10 protein-coding genes are annotated in these 15,960 nt (G+C 43.4%); 3 read left to right on the top strand and 7 right to left on the bottom strand.

Annotation, left to right across the window (positions count from 1 at the left end; translation table 11 throughout):
• Window positions 1-11: 11 nt before the first annotated feature.
• From B5X60_RS14560 to B5X60_RS14540, 5 genes are all read right to left on the bottom strand, one after another.
• On the bottom strand, window positions 12-2,177 hold the full coding sequence (locus tag B5X60_RS14560; RefSeq protein WP_079703453.1) for an LruC domain-containing protein: 2,166 nt from the start codon (window positions 2,175-2,177) through the stop codon (window positions 12-14).
• 42 nt (window positions 2,178-2,219) lie between these two features.
• Window positions 2,220-4,289 carry an OmpA family protein gene (locus B5X60_RS14555; protein ID WP_079703452.1) on the bottom strand — a complete coding sequence of 690 codons (2,070 nt, stop codon included), beginning with the start codon at window positions 4,287-4,289 and terminating at the stop codon, window positions 2,220-2,222.
• A gap of 8 nt (window positions 4,290-4,297) precedes the next feature.
• A complete protein-coding gene (locus tag B5X60_RS14550; protein WP_079703451.1) occupies window positions 4,298-5,221 on the bottom strand; it encodes a PorP/SprF family type IX secretion system membrane protein in 924 nt (307 codons plus the stop codon).
• The gene (locus B5X60_RS14545; RefSeq protein ID WP_079703450.1) at window positions 5,221-10,305 is read right to left on the bottom strand and encodes a tandem-95 repeat protein; all 5,085 of its coding nucleotides are present in this window, start codon (window positions 10,303-10,305) and stop codon (window positions 5,221-5,223) included. Before B5X60_RS14545 ends, B5X60_RS14550 begins: the two co-directional genes overlap by 1 nt.
• A gap of 237 nt (window positions 10,306-10,542) precedes the next feature.
• Complete coding sequence (locus tag B5X60_RS14540; protein ID WP_079703449.1) at window positions 10,543-11,028, bottom strand: hypothetical protein; 486 nt, start codon at window positions 11,026-11,028, stop codon at window positions 10,543-10,545.
• Between the two features lie 197 nt (window positions 11,029-11,225).
• Between B5X60_RS14540 and B5X60_RS14535 the strand changes: the two genes are divergently transcribed.
• Both B5X60_RS14535 and B5X60_RS14530 read left to right on the top strand, forming a co-directional pair.
• Entirely contained in the window at window positions 11,226-12,125 is a 900-nt protein-coding gene (locus tag B5X60_RS14535; RefSeq protein ID WP_079703448.1) for a glycosyltransferase family 2 protein, read from the top strand.
• A gap of 57 nt (window positions 12,126-12,182) precedes the next feature.
• On the top strand, window positions 12,183-13,361 hold the full coding sequence (locus B5X60_RS14530) for a glycosyltransferase family 2 protein (protein ID WP_079703447.1): 1,179 nt from the start codon (window positions 12,183-12,185) through the stop codon (window positions 13,359-13,361).
• A gap of 18 nt (window positions 13,362-13,379) precedes the next feature.
• On the opposite strand, the gene B5X60_RS14525 is transcribed toward B5X60_RS14530, so the two are convergent.
• Window positions 13,380-14,114 (bottom strand): energy-coupling factor ABC transporter ATP-binding protein, encoded by a 735-nt coding sequence (locus B5X60_RS14525; protein WP_139377494.1) that lies wholly within the window; start codon window positions 14,112-14,114, stop codon window positions 13,380-13,382.
• 245 nt (window positions 14,115-14,359) lie between these two features.
• Here B5X60_RS14525 and B5X60_RS14520 point away from each other — a divergent pair, with 245 nt between their 5' ends.
• Window positions 14,360-14,647 carry a hypothetical protein gene (locus B5X60_RS14520; protein ID WP_079703445.1) on the top strand — a complete coding sequence of 96 codons (288 nt, stop codon included), beginning with the start codon at window positions 14,360-14,362 and terminating at the stop codon, window positions 14,645-14,647.
• A gap of 147 nt (window positions 14,648-14,794) precedes the next feature.
• Here the strand turns inward: B5X60_RS14520 and B5X60_RS14515 are convergent, their stop codons facing one another.
• The gene (locus B5X60_RS14515) at window positions 14,795-15,775 is read right to left on the bottom strand and encodes a sulfite exporter TauE/SafE family protein (protein WP_079703444.1); all 981 of its coding nucleotides are present in this window, start codon (window positions 15,773-15,775) and stop codon (window positions 14,795-14,797) included.
• Window positions 15,776-15,960: the final 185 nt, after the last annotated feature.

The raw sequence follows: 15,960 nt of genomic DNA, 5'->3' as shown, positions 1-15,960 counted from the left end.
ACAGAATCTTATTAAAACAATTTACTGGTGTTACGATAACCAGTCTCCGTATTGGAATACCAATCCAGAAACTGAGTGCCGCCAGATGTGGCCCATGTCTCAAATTTGAGATAACCACTACCAATTTCTGCAGCCTCAATTGGATATTTGAACGGCTTGATTGGAACATTTATTGCCCAAGGCAAACCAGTAGATGTGACGTAATATTTAGACTGAGACACATTAGTCCTGTCATCCAGAGTACCAAACAACGCTGTATTCGCAAGGGTTGTTGGCGTCTTCCCAGGAAGGTGAACTTCATAACCTCTTCCGCCGGCAATTCCACTATTCCAGGTGAATGGATTATACGCCCCTAAACCAAAAGTGCTGAGTAAGGGACCATTCGTAATATTGAAGCTAACCGTATAACTCTTAGGAGCAGAAACAGGTTCTCCAGGCTTAGTATTATAGTTTGCTAATTGGGTATGCATATCTGAGAAGAAGATAACTACTGCTTTCGACTGCCCAGTTTCAAGCGTTCCTCCTGTCAAGCCGGTGACACTGGAACGACTTACCGGGAACTCAATACCGAAACCATTCTTGAAATCTCCCCCTACAGCCATTAGATTGTAGTTACCAACTACTTGTACTACTTTGTTTTGAGCATTTGTTACAATCTTATAACGGTAGTTCATGACAAGGTCATTCATATCATAATCGCCCTTCTTTGGCCATTGATCTTCGAATGCAAGGGTTGCACCAGTTTCAAGACTTGCTGAAGGGTAATAGTTATTGTAAGCCTTAGTAGCGTCGCTTGGATACTCGTCTTGTGAATCCAGCACCCCATCTCCATCAGTATCCACTGGTGGAGGTGTGCCATTTCCCTCTGCATTACAGTTAGTGACAGGAATGTATAGGTTACATGCCTGTGTTGCACCACCACTGAAAATTGTGTTATTAGTTTCGATACCATTGGCATCACAGTATTGAAGGGAATTCTGTACGCTGCTGCCACCATTCAGGGTGGAAACTCCAGAGACCTTTATAAGTGATCTGGTGCCAACACCGATTGATTGTCCGTTGAGTTTCATATCCTTAGTAGAAAGCATGGCACCATTATACATAGTCAGAATGTCGTTTCCATTCACAGTAGTGGTATTATTAACCTTGATAAGTCCGTAATTGAACATATCGCTATTATGGTTATAATCGCCTTTCGCCCAAATGAAACATTTGTTAATGAAGTCACTTTGACTATTTAACTGAAAGTGTTGTGCTGTGGTAATTGATCCATTATTTGTGGCTACACTGCTAGTATTCACATTCATTGTTGCGCCGACATTGATCACACCATTATTTAAAAATACAGTGCTAGTGTTCAAATCAAAATCGCCAGTCGTTGTTAGTGTCCCTTCATTGGTGAAGATGTTTTTAGGAGAAAACGAGCCGTTGATGGTTGTAGTTCCATAATTGGTGAATTCAGAAGAGTTACCATTAGTATTCAAATTACTGAATACTACGCTAGCGGTGCGTGTGATAATAAGTTTGGCGCTCCCGTTCAGGCTCGCATTTTGCACAGTTACATTGGTACCACAAATTCTCACCGTGCCGCCGTTACCATTAAATCCTATAGTAATATTATTACCGGTTACACAAACTACGTCGCCGTTGTTCACATTAAGGTTTGTATTTGAGGTAGTAACCGTCTGAGTACAACCTGTATTGCAGTCCGGGCTATCATCCAATCCAGAAATTTTAGCTCCACTGTCAGCAGTTGTGTTTTTAGGACTAACAGCGCTTAATGACAAACTAACCTTCGGATCAGAACCGACCGCTACTTTTTGTATCGTAGTTGTACCATCAGGTGCGACCTTTTCTACAAATACCTCTTTAATCGTATTAGCCAGGTAGATTAGCGTAGTGAAAGGGTCGCTTATTGAACCCGAGCCTTTAGAAAGCAACCTGCCACCTTGTGAAGGGTCTCCATCATAAATCGACACCACATGCACAGCGCTTTGGAACCGCGTGTCCGTGATCTTTACTTCGAAGTTTATATCTCTTGAACTTTCCCAGGTAAAGCCTTCAGGAATTACCAATTTATTAATGTTACCGGTTTCTGCGGTTTCTTGATCAACCTTTTTGCAGGAGAAAAAGAAAAGTCCTAAAACTGAAAGAAGGACGAGTCGATTTTTAATCATGATTGTGAGTTTAAGCGTTATTCAAATGTTTTTTTTCTAATATCATTTTTTGCAATCTAGCTGTGCCAGATTCACGTTATTTATAATTACTTCAAATTCGGTTCTACGGTTCAAGGCCTGATCCGCCTCAGAACAATTCATTTCGTCTTCGCACGAATTGACGAGTCGACTCTTACCGTAATATTTTACTTCTATTCTATCAGCGCTAATACCCCGGCTTACAAGATAGCTCCTAACCGACTGACCTCTTCTGAGCGATAAATCCTTGTTATAGCTATCAGACGCGCGGCTGTCTGTATGACTTGATGTGATGACACTGATCTGTGGATTCTTTTTCATCACATCCGCTACACGGTTAAGTTTGTCGAAGTCTTCACTGCGCAGCTCAGCATTATCCAATTCGTAATGGACGTTCTCAAATGCAAAAGCAGTTTTCAAGGAATCACAATTAGTTAAAACCCATTTTTGAACATTCTCTGCCTTATTCAGCCTCAAAACCATTCTAATGGTAGAATCTTTGTCGATACCTCTGGTACTTATGAACTCTTCCTTACTAACATAGGCGAGAGCCCTACCGCTCAGCTCGTAATCATCAGATTTCCCGAGAGGCATTGTGAACTCTCCAAACGGATTGGTTTGCAGGGTATCAATAATTCCATTATGCTTAACCAAAACCTTGCTACCTGCAATTGGTGTATTTGTTCTGGAGTCAAGAACTAAACCTTGAACTTTAACAGCGAAGGCAAGCTTCTTAAATTTGTAGATATCATCATTACCGCGACGGTTTGAACTGAAGTAGCCATTGTCAGTCCCATCTTCTTTTATCAAGCCGAAGTCATCAGCAGGAGAGTTAATGCCCGCACCCAGATTCTGTGGTTTACCAACAGGCTTCATATCTTTTAGCATCACCTCAAAAATATCAAGACCGCCAAGTCCCGGATAACCAGTGGAAGAGAAGTATAATTTCCCATTCTTGTCTACATAGGGGAATTGTTCGTTGCCTTCAGTATTAATTTTAGGACCAAGATTTACCGGTCTTCCCCAGTTACCCCGCTCTGAAGTTCTTACACAGTAATACAGATCTGTGCCACCATAACCGCGAGGTGAGTCAGATGCAAATATCAATACCCTACCGTCAGGAGTTATTGCCGGGTGGCCGGTTGAGTATTCATCATTGTTATAAGGAAATTCAACAATTTCGTCCCAATTATCCCCCAAAGCGGTATACAGCTTAAGTTTATTTATCCCTGCACTGCTGCTGCCGGCTTTCTTATTATTGTAATTATTTCTTGTAAACATCAAGGAGCCCTCAGGTAATCTTACCGCCGGGCCTTCGTGGTAACTCGACCTCACTTTCCCTTGCAGGAGTCGTGCAATTTCACTGGCACCGGCACTATCAGCTTTGCCATGTCCAAACAAGAGGCTTACCAGGGAATTAGGTTTATCACTTTTTCCGCTCAAACGGCGTTCGATAGATGACTCGTCGCTTTCACGGATATCCTCCAGATCATCAACTATAAACATATCTGTATAAGGGGTCTGATCCCATGCAAACATGTAGCGAGATTTTTCATTCCGGTTGCTGATAAATATCAGTCCGTCCTTGTAAAACATAGGTGAATATTCAGACGCATCACTATTGATATTCAAAAACTCAATGTCCCAGTTTCCCTCGTCTTTGCTCAAAGCACCAAGATTAGCTTTGCTGAAAGCCGCTGCTCTTCTATCAGTTGGCTGCAGTGCTAAATATTTCCTGTACCATTTTTCAGATTCTTCATATCGCTCTTTATTTGCCAGCGCTTCTGCGTAATACAATGCCCATTCAGGCTTGATATGTTTTTGATTGGTAAGCTCAGCGTACCAATGGAGAGCCTCATCATATACCTTGGTGTTACGATAACTTGATGCCAGCAGCTCCTGCGCTTTGATATTAAGAGGATCTTTCTTTATAACCTTGGTTAATTCCTTAATAGCCGATACAAATCTGAGCGCATTATACTCCCTGATTGCCTTCTGCATTAACGGCCCATCGTCTTCCTGAAAAAAAGCAAAGCAGCTACCTCCGCCAAGGTGTAGTACTAAAACTAAAAGTAGTGCGATGAGTCTGTTCATTGATGTCTTTAAAAATATCGCGGTGATAAAGCATTACTTTGATCAAATGAAAATACATATCTGATCATAAATTCATGACTGCCAGTGTTAAAGCTTTTCAGGCTTGTTGTACTACGGTCGTACGCATAACCTAAGCGCACCTGTGGTGTAACACGCACCTCCATCGATCCTGAAATATCAGCACTAGTACGATATTCACCCCCAATTGCTAAAATATCCTTAATCCATAAAGTCAAATTAAGATCTGCCTGTACTGGAGCGCCTTTAACACCTTTCAACAGGACCGCAGTTTTTAAGTTAAAATCTTCGCTAAGCGGAAATACGTACCCTGTCGCTACATATGCATGCCCAGATTGTCTCGCTTCAGATGCATCTTCGCCCAGCCGATTATTCAGCATGTCTAAAACTGACACCCCGATGTAAAGCCGTTCAGTTGAATAATAGATCCCTGAACCAAAATTGTAAAGCACCTTGTTAATGTCCTGCTGGTAGATCGGATCATTCCCGCCGCTTCCCAGATCCAGAGAAGTGAAATTAGCGGCGAACTTGCTGATACTACCCTGCAAGCCAAACGACAGCTTCGCATCGTTTTGCATCGTAATTCTGTATGCACCACTCAAGGCTGCACCAGTAGTCTTTGTAACACCCAGCTCATCATTAATTAGCTGGATGCCTAATCCAATCTTATCGCCTTTGAAAGGTGCATCAGCAGTTAAAGTTGCTGTGGTTGGGGCACCTTTAATTCCCGACCATTGGTTTCGGTATAGCGCGGTTGCTGAAAACACGTTCCTGCTGCCAGCATATGCAGGATTATAGGCCAGAGTGTTAAAAACATACTGAGAATACATAGCATTCTGCTGCGCATTAGCGGCATCAGCAGCAATTGTAAGCAGCCCCAAACTAAAAATTATCGCTCTTAGAAATCTCACCATTACCTCTGCACCGTTAAGCTTCCAACATATTTACTCTTATTATCGACCATGACGACGTAGAAATACGTACCATCAGGGATATCTTGACCAAGATATATTCCTTCCGTACAGCGTCCGGACCAATCGTTTTTATAGTCAACCGATCTGAAGACGCGGTTTCCCCAACGGTTAAACACCTCCAGTGATATTTTCTGATTCAAGGTATTTTGAATGATCAGATTATCATTTATTCCATCACCGTTAGGAGTAAACCCATCAGGAATAAACGTTGGCCGCGGGGCCAGGTCTATCGATGTAACTTCCGATAAACTGACATCGCCATTTACTACAGGGTCAGCTTTGAGGCCGTTTGTTGATCTGTCCTGAACCTTAGCTCCGGTAATTGCTGATGTACCTTCGCCAATTGCATAGTTAAAGAAAGATCCAGATTTGGATACCAGTCTTACATTTATTTCCAGCTCCACCTTTCTCTCTTCACCACCTGTTAGACGGCTTGCAGGCAATAACAGTTCCGTATCGCCATTTCCGTTAAATGAAGTATTGACCCTTAAATTTCCAGTTGCAGTAATAGTCTTTACTGTAAACTCGGTTCCTGCAAATGCAAGCGCCAGATTATCCTTGAGACTTATATTTTCCAGAGCATTAGGCCCGTAATTAGCCAGGGTAAAGGTGAATTTGACATCATACGTCCCATTTACACCATCACTAATTGAGGTTAGGCTCTTTGCAACACCGATCTTTGCATTTGGATCTACCGGCAGGATAACGGTCATCGTCACATTTGCATTATTAACAGCGTACACCTGTCCATCAAAACCATTCCAGGCAAAGCTTGTAGTACCACTCCAGTTAAGCGCCGACTGGAAACTCAGCTTAGGCAAATCCAGCAGAGGTATTTCCTGACCGGCAATAACATTTACTCCATTGAGTCGCAGCGTACCATTAAGGGGAAGGTTAATCACCTTTACTTTGACGAGGCTGTTATTATCCGCATCAGTGAATTTTGAAGTGAAATCTGTTGTGGTAAATGTGATATCCGCGAAGCCAGTTCCGCTTTTTGCAATATCACTTACAACAGGGGGTACGTTTGTTGGCGTGACATTTATCGATACTGTAGATGTTGCAGCTGCGTAAGTTGTTCCATCTGAACCATTCCATGTAAAGTTGTAAGTCCCACTGGTACCTGGTTCAGGAACATAGGTTAGTCCGGAAATATCACCCACAGGGATCTCTTGTCCAGGAATAACATCTACTCCGAATAATTTCAGTTTACCAGAAGTAGGAAGAGTTTCAATCTTGATCTTTGTTAACGTATTCCCTTCCGGATCAGTGAACTGATTAGTGAAATCACTAGCTGCAAAGGTTACCACTGAATTCCCGGTGTAATTCCTTATAACAGGTGTTAAAACAGGCGGCTGGTTGACCGCACTGAGAGTAATTACAACGTTAGCATTTACTGCTGCATAGCCAGCTCCATCGTTTCCGTTCCACGAAAAGCTGGTGATTCCATTAAAACTCGCGACAGGAACAAAAGTAATTCCTTCGAGGTCGGTTACCTGAATTTCCTGTCCAGCGGTAATGCTTGCGCCATATAATCGCAAGGTGCCATTTTGAGGAAGACTTACCACCCTGATTTTGGTTAAAGGAGAATTCTCAGGATCCGTGTATTTACTCTTAAAATCAGCTTCGGTGAAAGTAACAGTCTGTCCCTGGGTTCCGCTTTTTGGAACATTTGAAACTACTGGTAAATCGTTTACTGAATTTACAGTTACCGTAATTGTAGCAGCGTTACTCGTGAGACCAGTATTATCTTTGATAGTATAGCTGATCGGTGTTGCCGTAGTTACACCACTATTGTAATTCGCAACAGGTACAAAGGTAACTGTGCCATTTGGGTTTGCAGTGTAAGTCCCTTCACCCGCGACAACAAGACTCGTTTTTACTCCAGCTCCCGGATCAAAATCAACACTTGTTGGGTCGATGGTGCTATTGCCATCCCGGTCGAAATCATTGGCAATAACGCTGAACGTAACCGAATTATCCTCATTAGTTGTTACTGCGTCTGCTACTGCCACGGGTGCGTCCGGTACCGAAGTAACCGTGATGGTAATTGTAGCGGCATTACTTGTTAACCCACTATTATCATTAACGGTGTAGGAAATAGGCGTAGCAGTACCCGGAGCGCTATTGTAATATTGCACCGGTGTAAAGGTGACAACGCCAGCATTATTAACGGTATAGCTGCCCTGGCCCGCAACCGTGAAGCTATTTTGTCTGCCGCCGGTAGACGGATCCAAATCAACAGTCGCAGTGTTGATCGTATTATTCCCGTTGGCATCTGTATCGTTAGCCAAAATATTCACAGTTACCGCTACATTTTCAGCAGTTGTGGCTTCATCAGCGTTTGCAACTGGGGCAACTTTAGGAGTTACTTTCACGGCAATTGAAGCGGAGTTGCTTGTGAGTCCGGTATTATCTTTCACTGTATACAAAACAGGTGTTGCTGTACCAACGCCACTATCATAATTTGACAGTGGGGTAAACGTTACTGTCCCATTGTTATTTGCTATGTAAGTCCCCTGGCCCGCTACAACGAATGTTGTTTGAATTCCGGCGGTCGCAGGATCTATATCAACCGTAGTAATATCAATAGTACCAGGTCCATCCGGATCCGTATCATTTGCAACAACGCTAAAGGTTACGGCGGTGCCGGATTCAGTGGAAGCTGCGTCATTGACTGCTACAGGGGGATCGTCAACAGGAGTAACCACTATGTTAACTGCTGCGTTGGAAACGGCATCACTATTACCATCAGATGCCTTCCAAAGGAAACTGGTGTTACCATTGAAATTAGTCGTGGGAACAAACGTCAGGCTAGCAAGTTCTGAAGCAAGAACCACTGCCCCTGCTATAAGCGGGCTTCCACTTTTTCTCAGGGAACCATTCAAGGGCAGACTTACTATAGTGATATTAACTAGGGGATTATTTTCTACGTCGGTGTACTTACCTGTAAAATCAGCTGCCGTAAAAGTCATGGTCACATCTTCAGCGACGGTTTTATCTATATTATTAACTATCGGCGGGTCATTTACCGGGTTGACTGTGATATTGATTGTTGCATCTACCGCGGCGTATACAGTGCCATCAAACGCATTCCAGCTAAACGGGGCGACGGTTCCATTAAAGTTTAGTGCCGGAGTAAATGTAATGGAAGGAAGGTCGGCGAATGAGATCTCTTCTCCTGCAGTAATAGGCACATCTCCTTTTTTCAAAACACCCTCAGCAGCCGGTGGCAGGCCCACTATCTTAACTTTGGTGATAGAATTACCATCAACATCTGAGAACTTCGATGTAAAATCAGCTGCTGAAAAAGGTATGATCGAATCTTCGTTACCCGACTTAGTTATACTTGTCAGAATGGGTGGATCGTTTACTGGCTGAATGTCTAAAATCAATGTTTTAGTACTAGATAAAGCTCCACCTGCACCTACATTTCCGTTATCGTTTATTCCTACAGTTAAAATTACGTCAACATTTGAATTGGTTACGGGTGCATAATTCACCCCGCCGCCCGCTATGAACGCATTAATATTAGCAAGCGTTCCTGTCAAAGTTATTGCGGTAGCAGCACCACTAACAGTAACCCCACCGCCTGATGCTGCGGTAAGAGCCCCTGCTTCTACCGAAAAGCTAGCAACAACTGTAGCACCAGCGGCATCCGGGTCAGAAAAAGAAATGCCGGTTATAGCTTTCGGAGTATCTTCAGTGATTTCAATTACCGTCGGCACAGTGGCAACAGGGGCATCGTTAACAGCCGTAACAGTTACGTTGATCGTTGCTGACAAACTTTCCTCGATTGGAACAACCCCGCCTGAGCCATTGTCTTTTATTGTATATGAAATGGCTGCAGCAGCTCCGCTAAAATGCAATGCTGGTGTAAATGTGACAATCCCCGAATTATTAACCGTATACGTTCCATCAGTAGTTGTCAATGTTTTTTGCTCTCCAGCAACACTTGGGTTTAAGTCTATACTGCCCAGGTTAAGTGTGTAATTACCATTCGCATCGTAATCATTTGAGATAATACTAAATGTAACTGGCGTATCCTCAGACGTTGTGGAAACATCTGCGACTGCAACGGGTTTCACTGCGGAAGAAGGAGGTATTACGATATCAATATTCCTTACTTCGTGCAAATTTGTGAATCCCCCGGTTGATGCGGCCAAGCCATAGCTCAAATTTGGTGGTATTGTCGCGTTGTAAATAAAATCAACCACCGGGTGATGAGGAGTTGCAACACCTCCTTCTACAATCCAGACGTTAATCTTATAAGAATTAGCACCATTTGGAAGAATTTCAATTGTAGCTTTTCGGTAGCCAGGATTAGATGAATTGAATCCCGGTGTCCGACCATCAACCTTTCCTTCCACATTAAAACCGGGGGTAAGTTCAGTTGTAGTAATGATACGCTTTAAAAACTCATAATTGCCTGCACCATTACTTGTACCATATCCATCGCCTCGCAACGTAACGTTTTGCCGAATTTTATCAACAACCCCTAAGCTTCCCTCCTTTTTTCCACCATCATTCGTAGCGAAGTTCCCAAACTCATCAAATCCAATACCTAGAAATCCCTTTCTTAAACCTGGCGCACCATTATACCCGGCATACCCTAAGGAACCGCCAATACCTCCAATTTGAAAACCCGGATTATTATATCCGTTTGCTGGATCAGCTGGATCATTGAGTACAGTGGCATCAAAAAGAAAGAAACAGATCCCGTCGGCGGTTTCCGTTGTTTGCCCACCGTATGAGTAATATTCAAAAGTTACCAGCAGACCTTTATCCGATGGGAAAACAGTGGTATTTCGGGCGAATCCACTTTGCTCTGCTGTATTCTCCGTTAACCGTAGGTAACCATTACCTTCCGGGTCAATAGTTCCGGCAGTCAATTTAGCACCGCCACCTACCACAGTTCCTGTTGCAGTAGAATTTTTGAAACTATCCGTATATGGAAACTGAGCAAACGTACTCTCAGCAGTAAGAATTATTAACCCCAGTAAAAAAGTAAAAAAAACCTTCATTTAACCTATTACAACCTTATCTGTTCCCCAAAAAAATACCATTTCAATATACCTAATTTTTTCTGTTTGAGAGCAGCTAAAAGGCAATTCACGCCCCCTAATATCCAAATATTAAGCCATGGTTCCTGAGGAGGATAATTCGTCGCTCATTAGCTATCAAAGGCGATTATTTGATACTACATAGAAAATCAACAGTGTACATGTAGAAGTGGCACCCCGATGCGGGGAAATCATTCCTCATTTTACAAGCCCCGAATTGAATTTCAGAATGGATGAAATCAGCAAGGAAACACCTGTGAATGCCACAATTAATGAAATTACGTCCATTATTGTCACTCCATCATTGGGGTTCAGGTAAAAAAGGGTGAACATCTCAAAATATGGCGGCGCAGGCATAATGATCATCCCGAAACCAAGTAATATCAGCAGCACAGCAATGATCATTCTTATGATCCTTGAAAACCTGGTAGCAAGGTTATGTCGCCTAGCTGTTGCACTCTCTATTTTGATGCTATACATGCCGCTGGAATGATTCGTCTCATTATTCAAAAGATCCGTCAGGGTATTGATCTTGTCCTGCAATAGCAGGGATTGTTTATACTCCAATGGTTCCTCTAAAAGCATGTCAATAAGCTTGTCAAGATGGCTTTCTACAGTTTCTTTCGATGCATGATTGCCGTTAAAACGGGCCAGGCCTGTGCCTTGTTCGCTTGTGTTTTCCAAAATAATCCTTGTTAAAAGTAGTAGCAGGCAATAGGTTAGAGAACTGACCACAGGCGCCTGAAGGGTAAAGATAATAATATTACATATTTGCTGAAAGATGTAATAATTGATTAATTACCAGCTCCCTGGCATAATAAATCACCGCACGCAATTCCGCATTATTTTTTGTTAATTTACCCCCCTAGCATGCGCCAAGATTGAAAAGAGTATCCATCATTACAGTAAATTACAACCATGCGGATGTTACACTGGAGCTCCTGCGTTCAGTAAAGCGATCGATCAGATACAGTAATCTGGAGATTGTAGTTGTCGACAATGGGAGTAAAACCGACCAGACCGGGTGGATGCGGGATCACTATCCGGACGCCAAGTATATCCGATCTGTTAAAAATCTCGGCTTTGCCGGCGGTAATAATCTGGGCATAAAACAAGCTGAGGGCGACTACCTATTCTTTGTAAACAACGATACCGAGTTTTTTGAAGATACGATATCAGCACTGGTTGATATTTTGGATAAAGACCCGTCAATTGGTGCTGTAAGTCCGAAGATTGTTTACTTCGATCGTCCAGAAATTATACAATACGCCGGATTTACTGCCATGAATTACAATACCGGCCGTAATAAGTGCATTGGGCAATTTGAGCTTGATCAGGGGCAGTACGACGCACATTTGGGACCCACATCCTATGCCCACGGTGCGGCTATGATGGTCAGAGTGGAAGCCCTCGACAAACCCGGCCCTATGCCTGAAAACTATTTTCTATACTTTGAAGAGATGGACTGGTGTGAGAAGATCAGAAGGGCGGGTTACACCATCTGGCTGGCACCAAAAACTCAGATAAGGCATAAGGAATCATTGTCGGTGGGTGCTGCCAGTCCGTTGAAAGAATACTTTATGACACGTAACCGGATTCTTTTTATCCGCAGAAATGCACCGGCGTTATCTGTCTTGATATTCTGCATTTATTACTTATTTGTGGTTACTCCACGGAATTTAATTGGCTATTTAATCAGTAAAAGGCTTGATCTTGCATCATCCTTTTTCAAAGCCATATGGTGGAACCTTACCCATAAAACAGATAGCTATGAGCTATAAAATTAACCCTGGCCAGAAATTTTATACCTTAACGGGCAAATACACAAACTGGTCTCTATGATCATCACCTTCTGGATAACCTTTGCTCTAATCGTTTATACCTTCGTGGGCTATGGTGCCCTCCTGTTTTTGCTGGTTCGCCTCAGGCGGATGCTCAGGGGTAAACGACCGCTGCCGCTGATTGAAAATCTGCCTTCATGCACCCTTGTAATCGCTGCCTATAACGAGGAACTTTTTATACGTGAGAAGATAGCCAATACCCTGGAGCTCGATTATGAATCTGGCAAGCTTGAGAGCTTATTTATAACTGACGGTTCCAGCGACAATACACCTGATATCATTTCCGAATATCCTCAGATCAGGCTGATGCACCGGACTGAGCGATTGGGTAAAGTAGCTGCCATGCACCGGGCATTTGATACATTATCTTCCGAAATAGTCATCTTCACCGACGCCAATACCATTCTGAACAAACAGGCTTTGGTAAATATCGCACGGCACTATTCTGATAAAACGATTGGCGCTGTTGCGGGGGAAAAGAGAATACGAGTAGAGGAATCTGCAGACGCGGGCACGGCTGGTGAAGGCTTTTACTGGAAATATGAATCAGCATTGAAGAAGTGGGATTCGGAACTTAATACGGTGGTGGGCGCTGCAGGCGAGCTTTTCAGTGTGCGCCGAGAATTATATAAGCCCGTGCCCGACGATACCATACTCGATGACTTTATGATCTCCATGCTCATCGCTCAGCAGAAATACCGGATCGTTTATGAGCCAGAGTCATATGCACTAGAATACGCATCCCACAATATCAAAGAGGAACTGAAACGAAAGATCCGCATCGCTGCGGGAGGTATCCAGTCGATCATGAGGTTATTGCCTTTATTGAATATCTTTAAATATGGCCTGCTGAGCTTTCAATACATTAGCCATCGCGTGCTACGGTGGACTATCGTCCCATTCCTATTGATCATTTTAGTGATCCTCAATATCCAGCTAGTAGTTGAAAGGATTCACCCCATCTACTGGTCATTGCTTTTCGGGCAGGTATTATTTTATGCGGCTGCTGTGGCTGGGATGGCTCTGGAGAACCGGCAGATGCGCATAAAAGTTTTTTTCATCCCCTACTACTTTTGTGTAATGAATTATGCCGTAATAAGGGGAATCGGCAGGTATCTCAGCAATCGGCAAAGCGCCGTCTGGGAGAAAGCGATCCGCAAATCAGGCAACAATTAAAGCGAATGCGGTGGTAACCTATTGCTTGGGCTCCATTTTCCAGATCTCATACATCTTAGCTCCCTGAGAGCTTAATCCGGAATGATGCCAGAGATCACCTTCAATTTTACCGTCAAACGTTAGTGAGGCACCAACGCGGGTACTATCCTTCGTGAAGAAATCCAGAGTTTCAGTGTATTTACCATCGGCATAGGTGTAGCTGCCTCCGCCGGTACCAAAGAACTCTTTTGTTTCAGCATTGATGGCTGCCCATTGGAATCTTGAACCGGTCACTAATTTAAAGGTTTTTCTTGCCCGCGGCGGACTTAATACAACCTTGCCATCCACCATACGGCCGGAACTTCTCCATGTGCCTACCATCGGACCTTTACCATTATCCAGCATGGTCCAAATTTCCTTTTTGCCATTTATGTCGGAGGCTAGGCGGTCTTTATTTGTCGAGAAAGAATACTTTTTCGTCTGTCCAATTTCTTCTTTAAAGTTAGGGCTGAACTCTATTGTTGCCTCGAGCTGACTGTTAGCAAACTTATATGCCCCGCCCCGGGTAGCAATCAGCTGCTTCTTCGATTTATCAAAAGTGGTGTGCATGAAGTAGCCATCGTTAATGACCAGGACCTGCTCCACCGGCCCGTTTTGAAATTTCCATGCGCCATTAATGATACTATTATTCTGTGCTTTATACGTGAAGCTTAACACACCTATCAGCATAATAGCAGACAGGCTTAAACCTAGTATTTTGATATAATTTTTCATCTGTATAAAATTTGTTTTTAATGGTAATGAAGCTTGCATGAGCAGATATTCATTTCGTTGGGTGAGCGGGAAGCTCATGCAGGTTTCATGGTCGTGGATTTAATTTTAAAGTTAACGATCATAACGATGATATCCAAGTTCAGGCCTTTTGCTCACATGCCTTTCAACGGCAAATGAACGGCAAATGAACGGCAAATGAAACTTCCTTAGAACTGCCTGCGTGATAGGAAAAAACTCGACACACCATGGCAAAACAAAAACGAAATGTTGTGATGTACGGATTAAGCGGGAAGGTTAACGGACAGCTGCTGTTTAAGCAGTACAGTTACGGAACGGTAGTATCAAAGATTCCGGATAGAAGCAAAGTCATTCTGAGTGATAAACAGCAGGCAAGTAACGAGGTCTTTCGCAAAGCGGTGCTCTATGCGAAGCAGGTGCTGAAGGATCCGCTGAAGTATGCGGAGTGTAAGTCAAGGGTGGCAGAAGGAAAGACTGTTTATCATACTGCTATTGCGGATTACTTTAAAAGATAAGGCAGGTTTAGTGTAAAGTGGGAACTTACATTGAACGAAGAGCCAGGTATCAGGTGTCAGGTATCAAGTATGAAGACTTGGCGGAGAGCAGGCGACTTGCTGCAGCGTTTAGTATCTTGATACCTGATACTTGCTACTTGATACTCCTTAGAAAAGCTTATCAATCGAATTCCAGATTATCCTGATACTGGATATAATAACGATCGTAGCTACACCAATAAACATCTTCTTCAGGGGGAGTTTGCCAACCAGTCGTGCAGCAAGAGGTGCGGCAAGAATTCCACCGGCGATAAGGCCAATAATCGATTGCCAGTGACTAACTCCGAGTATCACGAAGAATGTGAGTGCGCTTGCCATAGTCACGAAGAACTCGGTCAAGCTCACCGAGCCGATAACATATTTCGGGGTTCGGCCTTTAGAAATCAGGGTACTGGTAACCAGTGGTCCCCAGCCGCCGCCACCAAATGAATCCAGAAATCCTCCGGCTCCGGCCAGCCATCCTGCCCTTTTTACCTTTTGGGCCTTTTGCTTTTCCTTAAATGCATTCATCAGGATCTTTATCCCAAGGAGCAGCGTATAAATGGATATTACGGGCCGTATCCACGTTGAATAGTTCTCGCCGGCATATCCAAGCAGCAAGGCTCCTATCACTGCACCAGCAATACCAGGGAAAAGCAGGGTTTTGAAAAGCTTCATATTGACGTTCCCAAAGCGATAGTGACTAAAGCCTGAAGCACCGCTTGAAAACATCTCCGCCGTATGGATGCTTCCGGATATCACTGCAGGGTTCAGCCCGCCTGAGAGTAAAAGGGTTGTTGAGATCACACCATAACCCATACCCAATGCGCCATCAACCAACTGCGCACAAAATCCAACAACAAGCATCCAAAGGAATTTCTCATCCATCTGAGCATACAGATCTTTACTAATAGAGATGAGTGAATCATACGTTACGTATGAATAGACCGCAAAACCAATAAATAAAACAGCCAGGGTGAGCAGGGACAGGTAAGCGATTTTCTTCCACCGCTTCTCCTGGGATTTATCCGTATTCTTTTTGATCAGCTCTGCTTTTGTTGCTGGCTGTATTACAATAGGTTTGAAATCAGGCTCTGTCACCTTGGTCATATAAAGTCTATAGAAATAGTCGGCAATTATAGGCAAGTTTTTCGAAATGGAGGGAATTTATTTTAAGAAAGTACTGCCTGGGGCTGTAGCATTGTGTTGATTACCCACTTTTCTGATTGAGACAAGCACATAGAAATCTGATCCTAAAGTACTCGTCCCCCCTATCATCTCGGTAAAGATTTTGA

The sequence above is a fragment of the Daejeonella lutea genome (genome assembly GCF_900168015.1).
GTDB classification, from domain to species: Bacteria; Bacteroidota; Bacteroidia; order Sphingobacteriales; family Sphingobacteriaceae; genus Daejeonella; species Daejeonella lutea.
The sequence above is the reverse complement of the archived record's forward strand: the minus strand, read 5'-3'. Positions and strand labels throughout refer to the sequence as shown.

Coding starts and splice junctions, on each gene's coding strand:
- B5X60_RS14550 (WP_079703451.1), bottom strand. CDS start 5,221: ATGGTGAGATTTCTAAGAGCGATAATTTTTAGTTTGGGGCTGCTTACA.
- B5X60_RS14555 (WP_079703452.1), bottom strand. CDS start 4,289: ATGAACAGACTCATCGCACTACTTTTAGTTTTAGTACTACACCTTGGC.
- B5X60_RS14545 (WP_079703450.1), bottom strand. CDS start 10,305: ATGAAGGTTTTTTTTACTTTTTTACTGGGGTTAATAATTCTTACTGCT.
- B5X60_RS14560 (WP_079703453.1), bottom strand. CDS start 2,177: ATGATTAAAAATCGACTCGTCCTTCTTTCAGTTTTAGGACTTTTCTTT.
- B5X60_RS14525 (WP_139377494.1), bottom strand. CDS start 14,114: ATGAAAAATTATATCAAAATACTAGGTTTAAGCCTGTCTGCTATTATG.
- B5X60_RS14515 (WP_079703444.1), bottom strand. CDS start 15,775: ATGACCAAGGTGACAGAGCCTGATTTCAAACCTATTGTAATACAGCCA.
- B5X60_RS14530 (WP_079703447.1), top strand. CDS start 12,183: ATGATCATCACCTTCTGGATAACCTTTGCTCTAATCGTTTATACCTTC.
- B5X60_RS14520 (WP_079703445.1), top strand. CDS start 14,360: ATGGCAAAACAAAAACGAAATGTTGTGATGTACGGATTAAGCGGGAAG.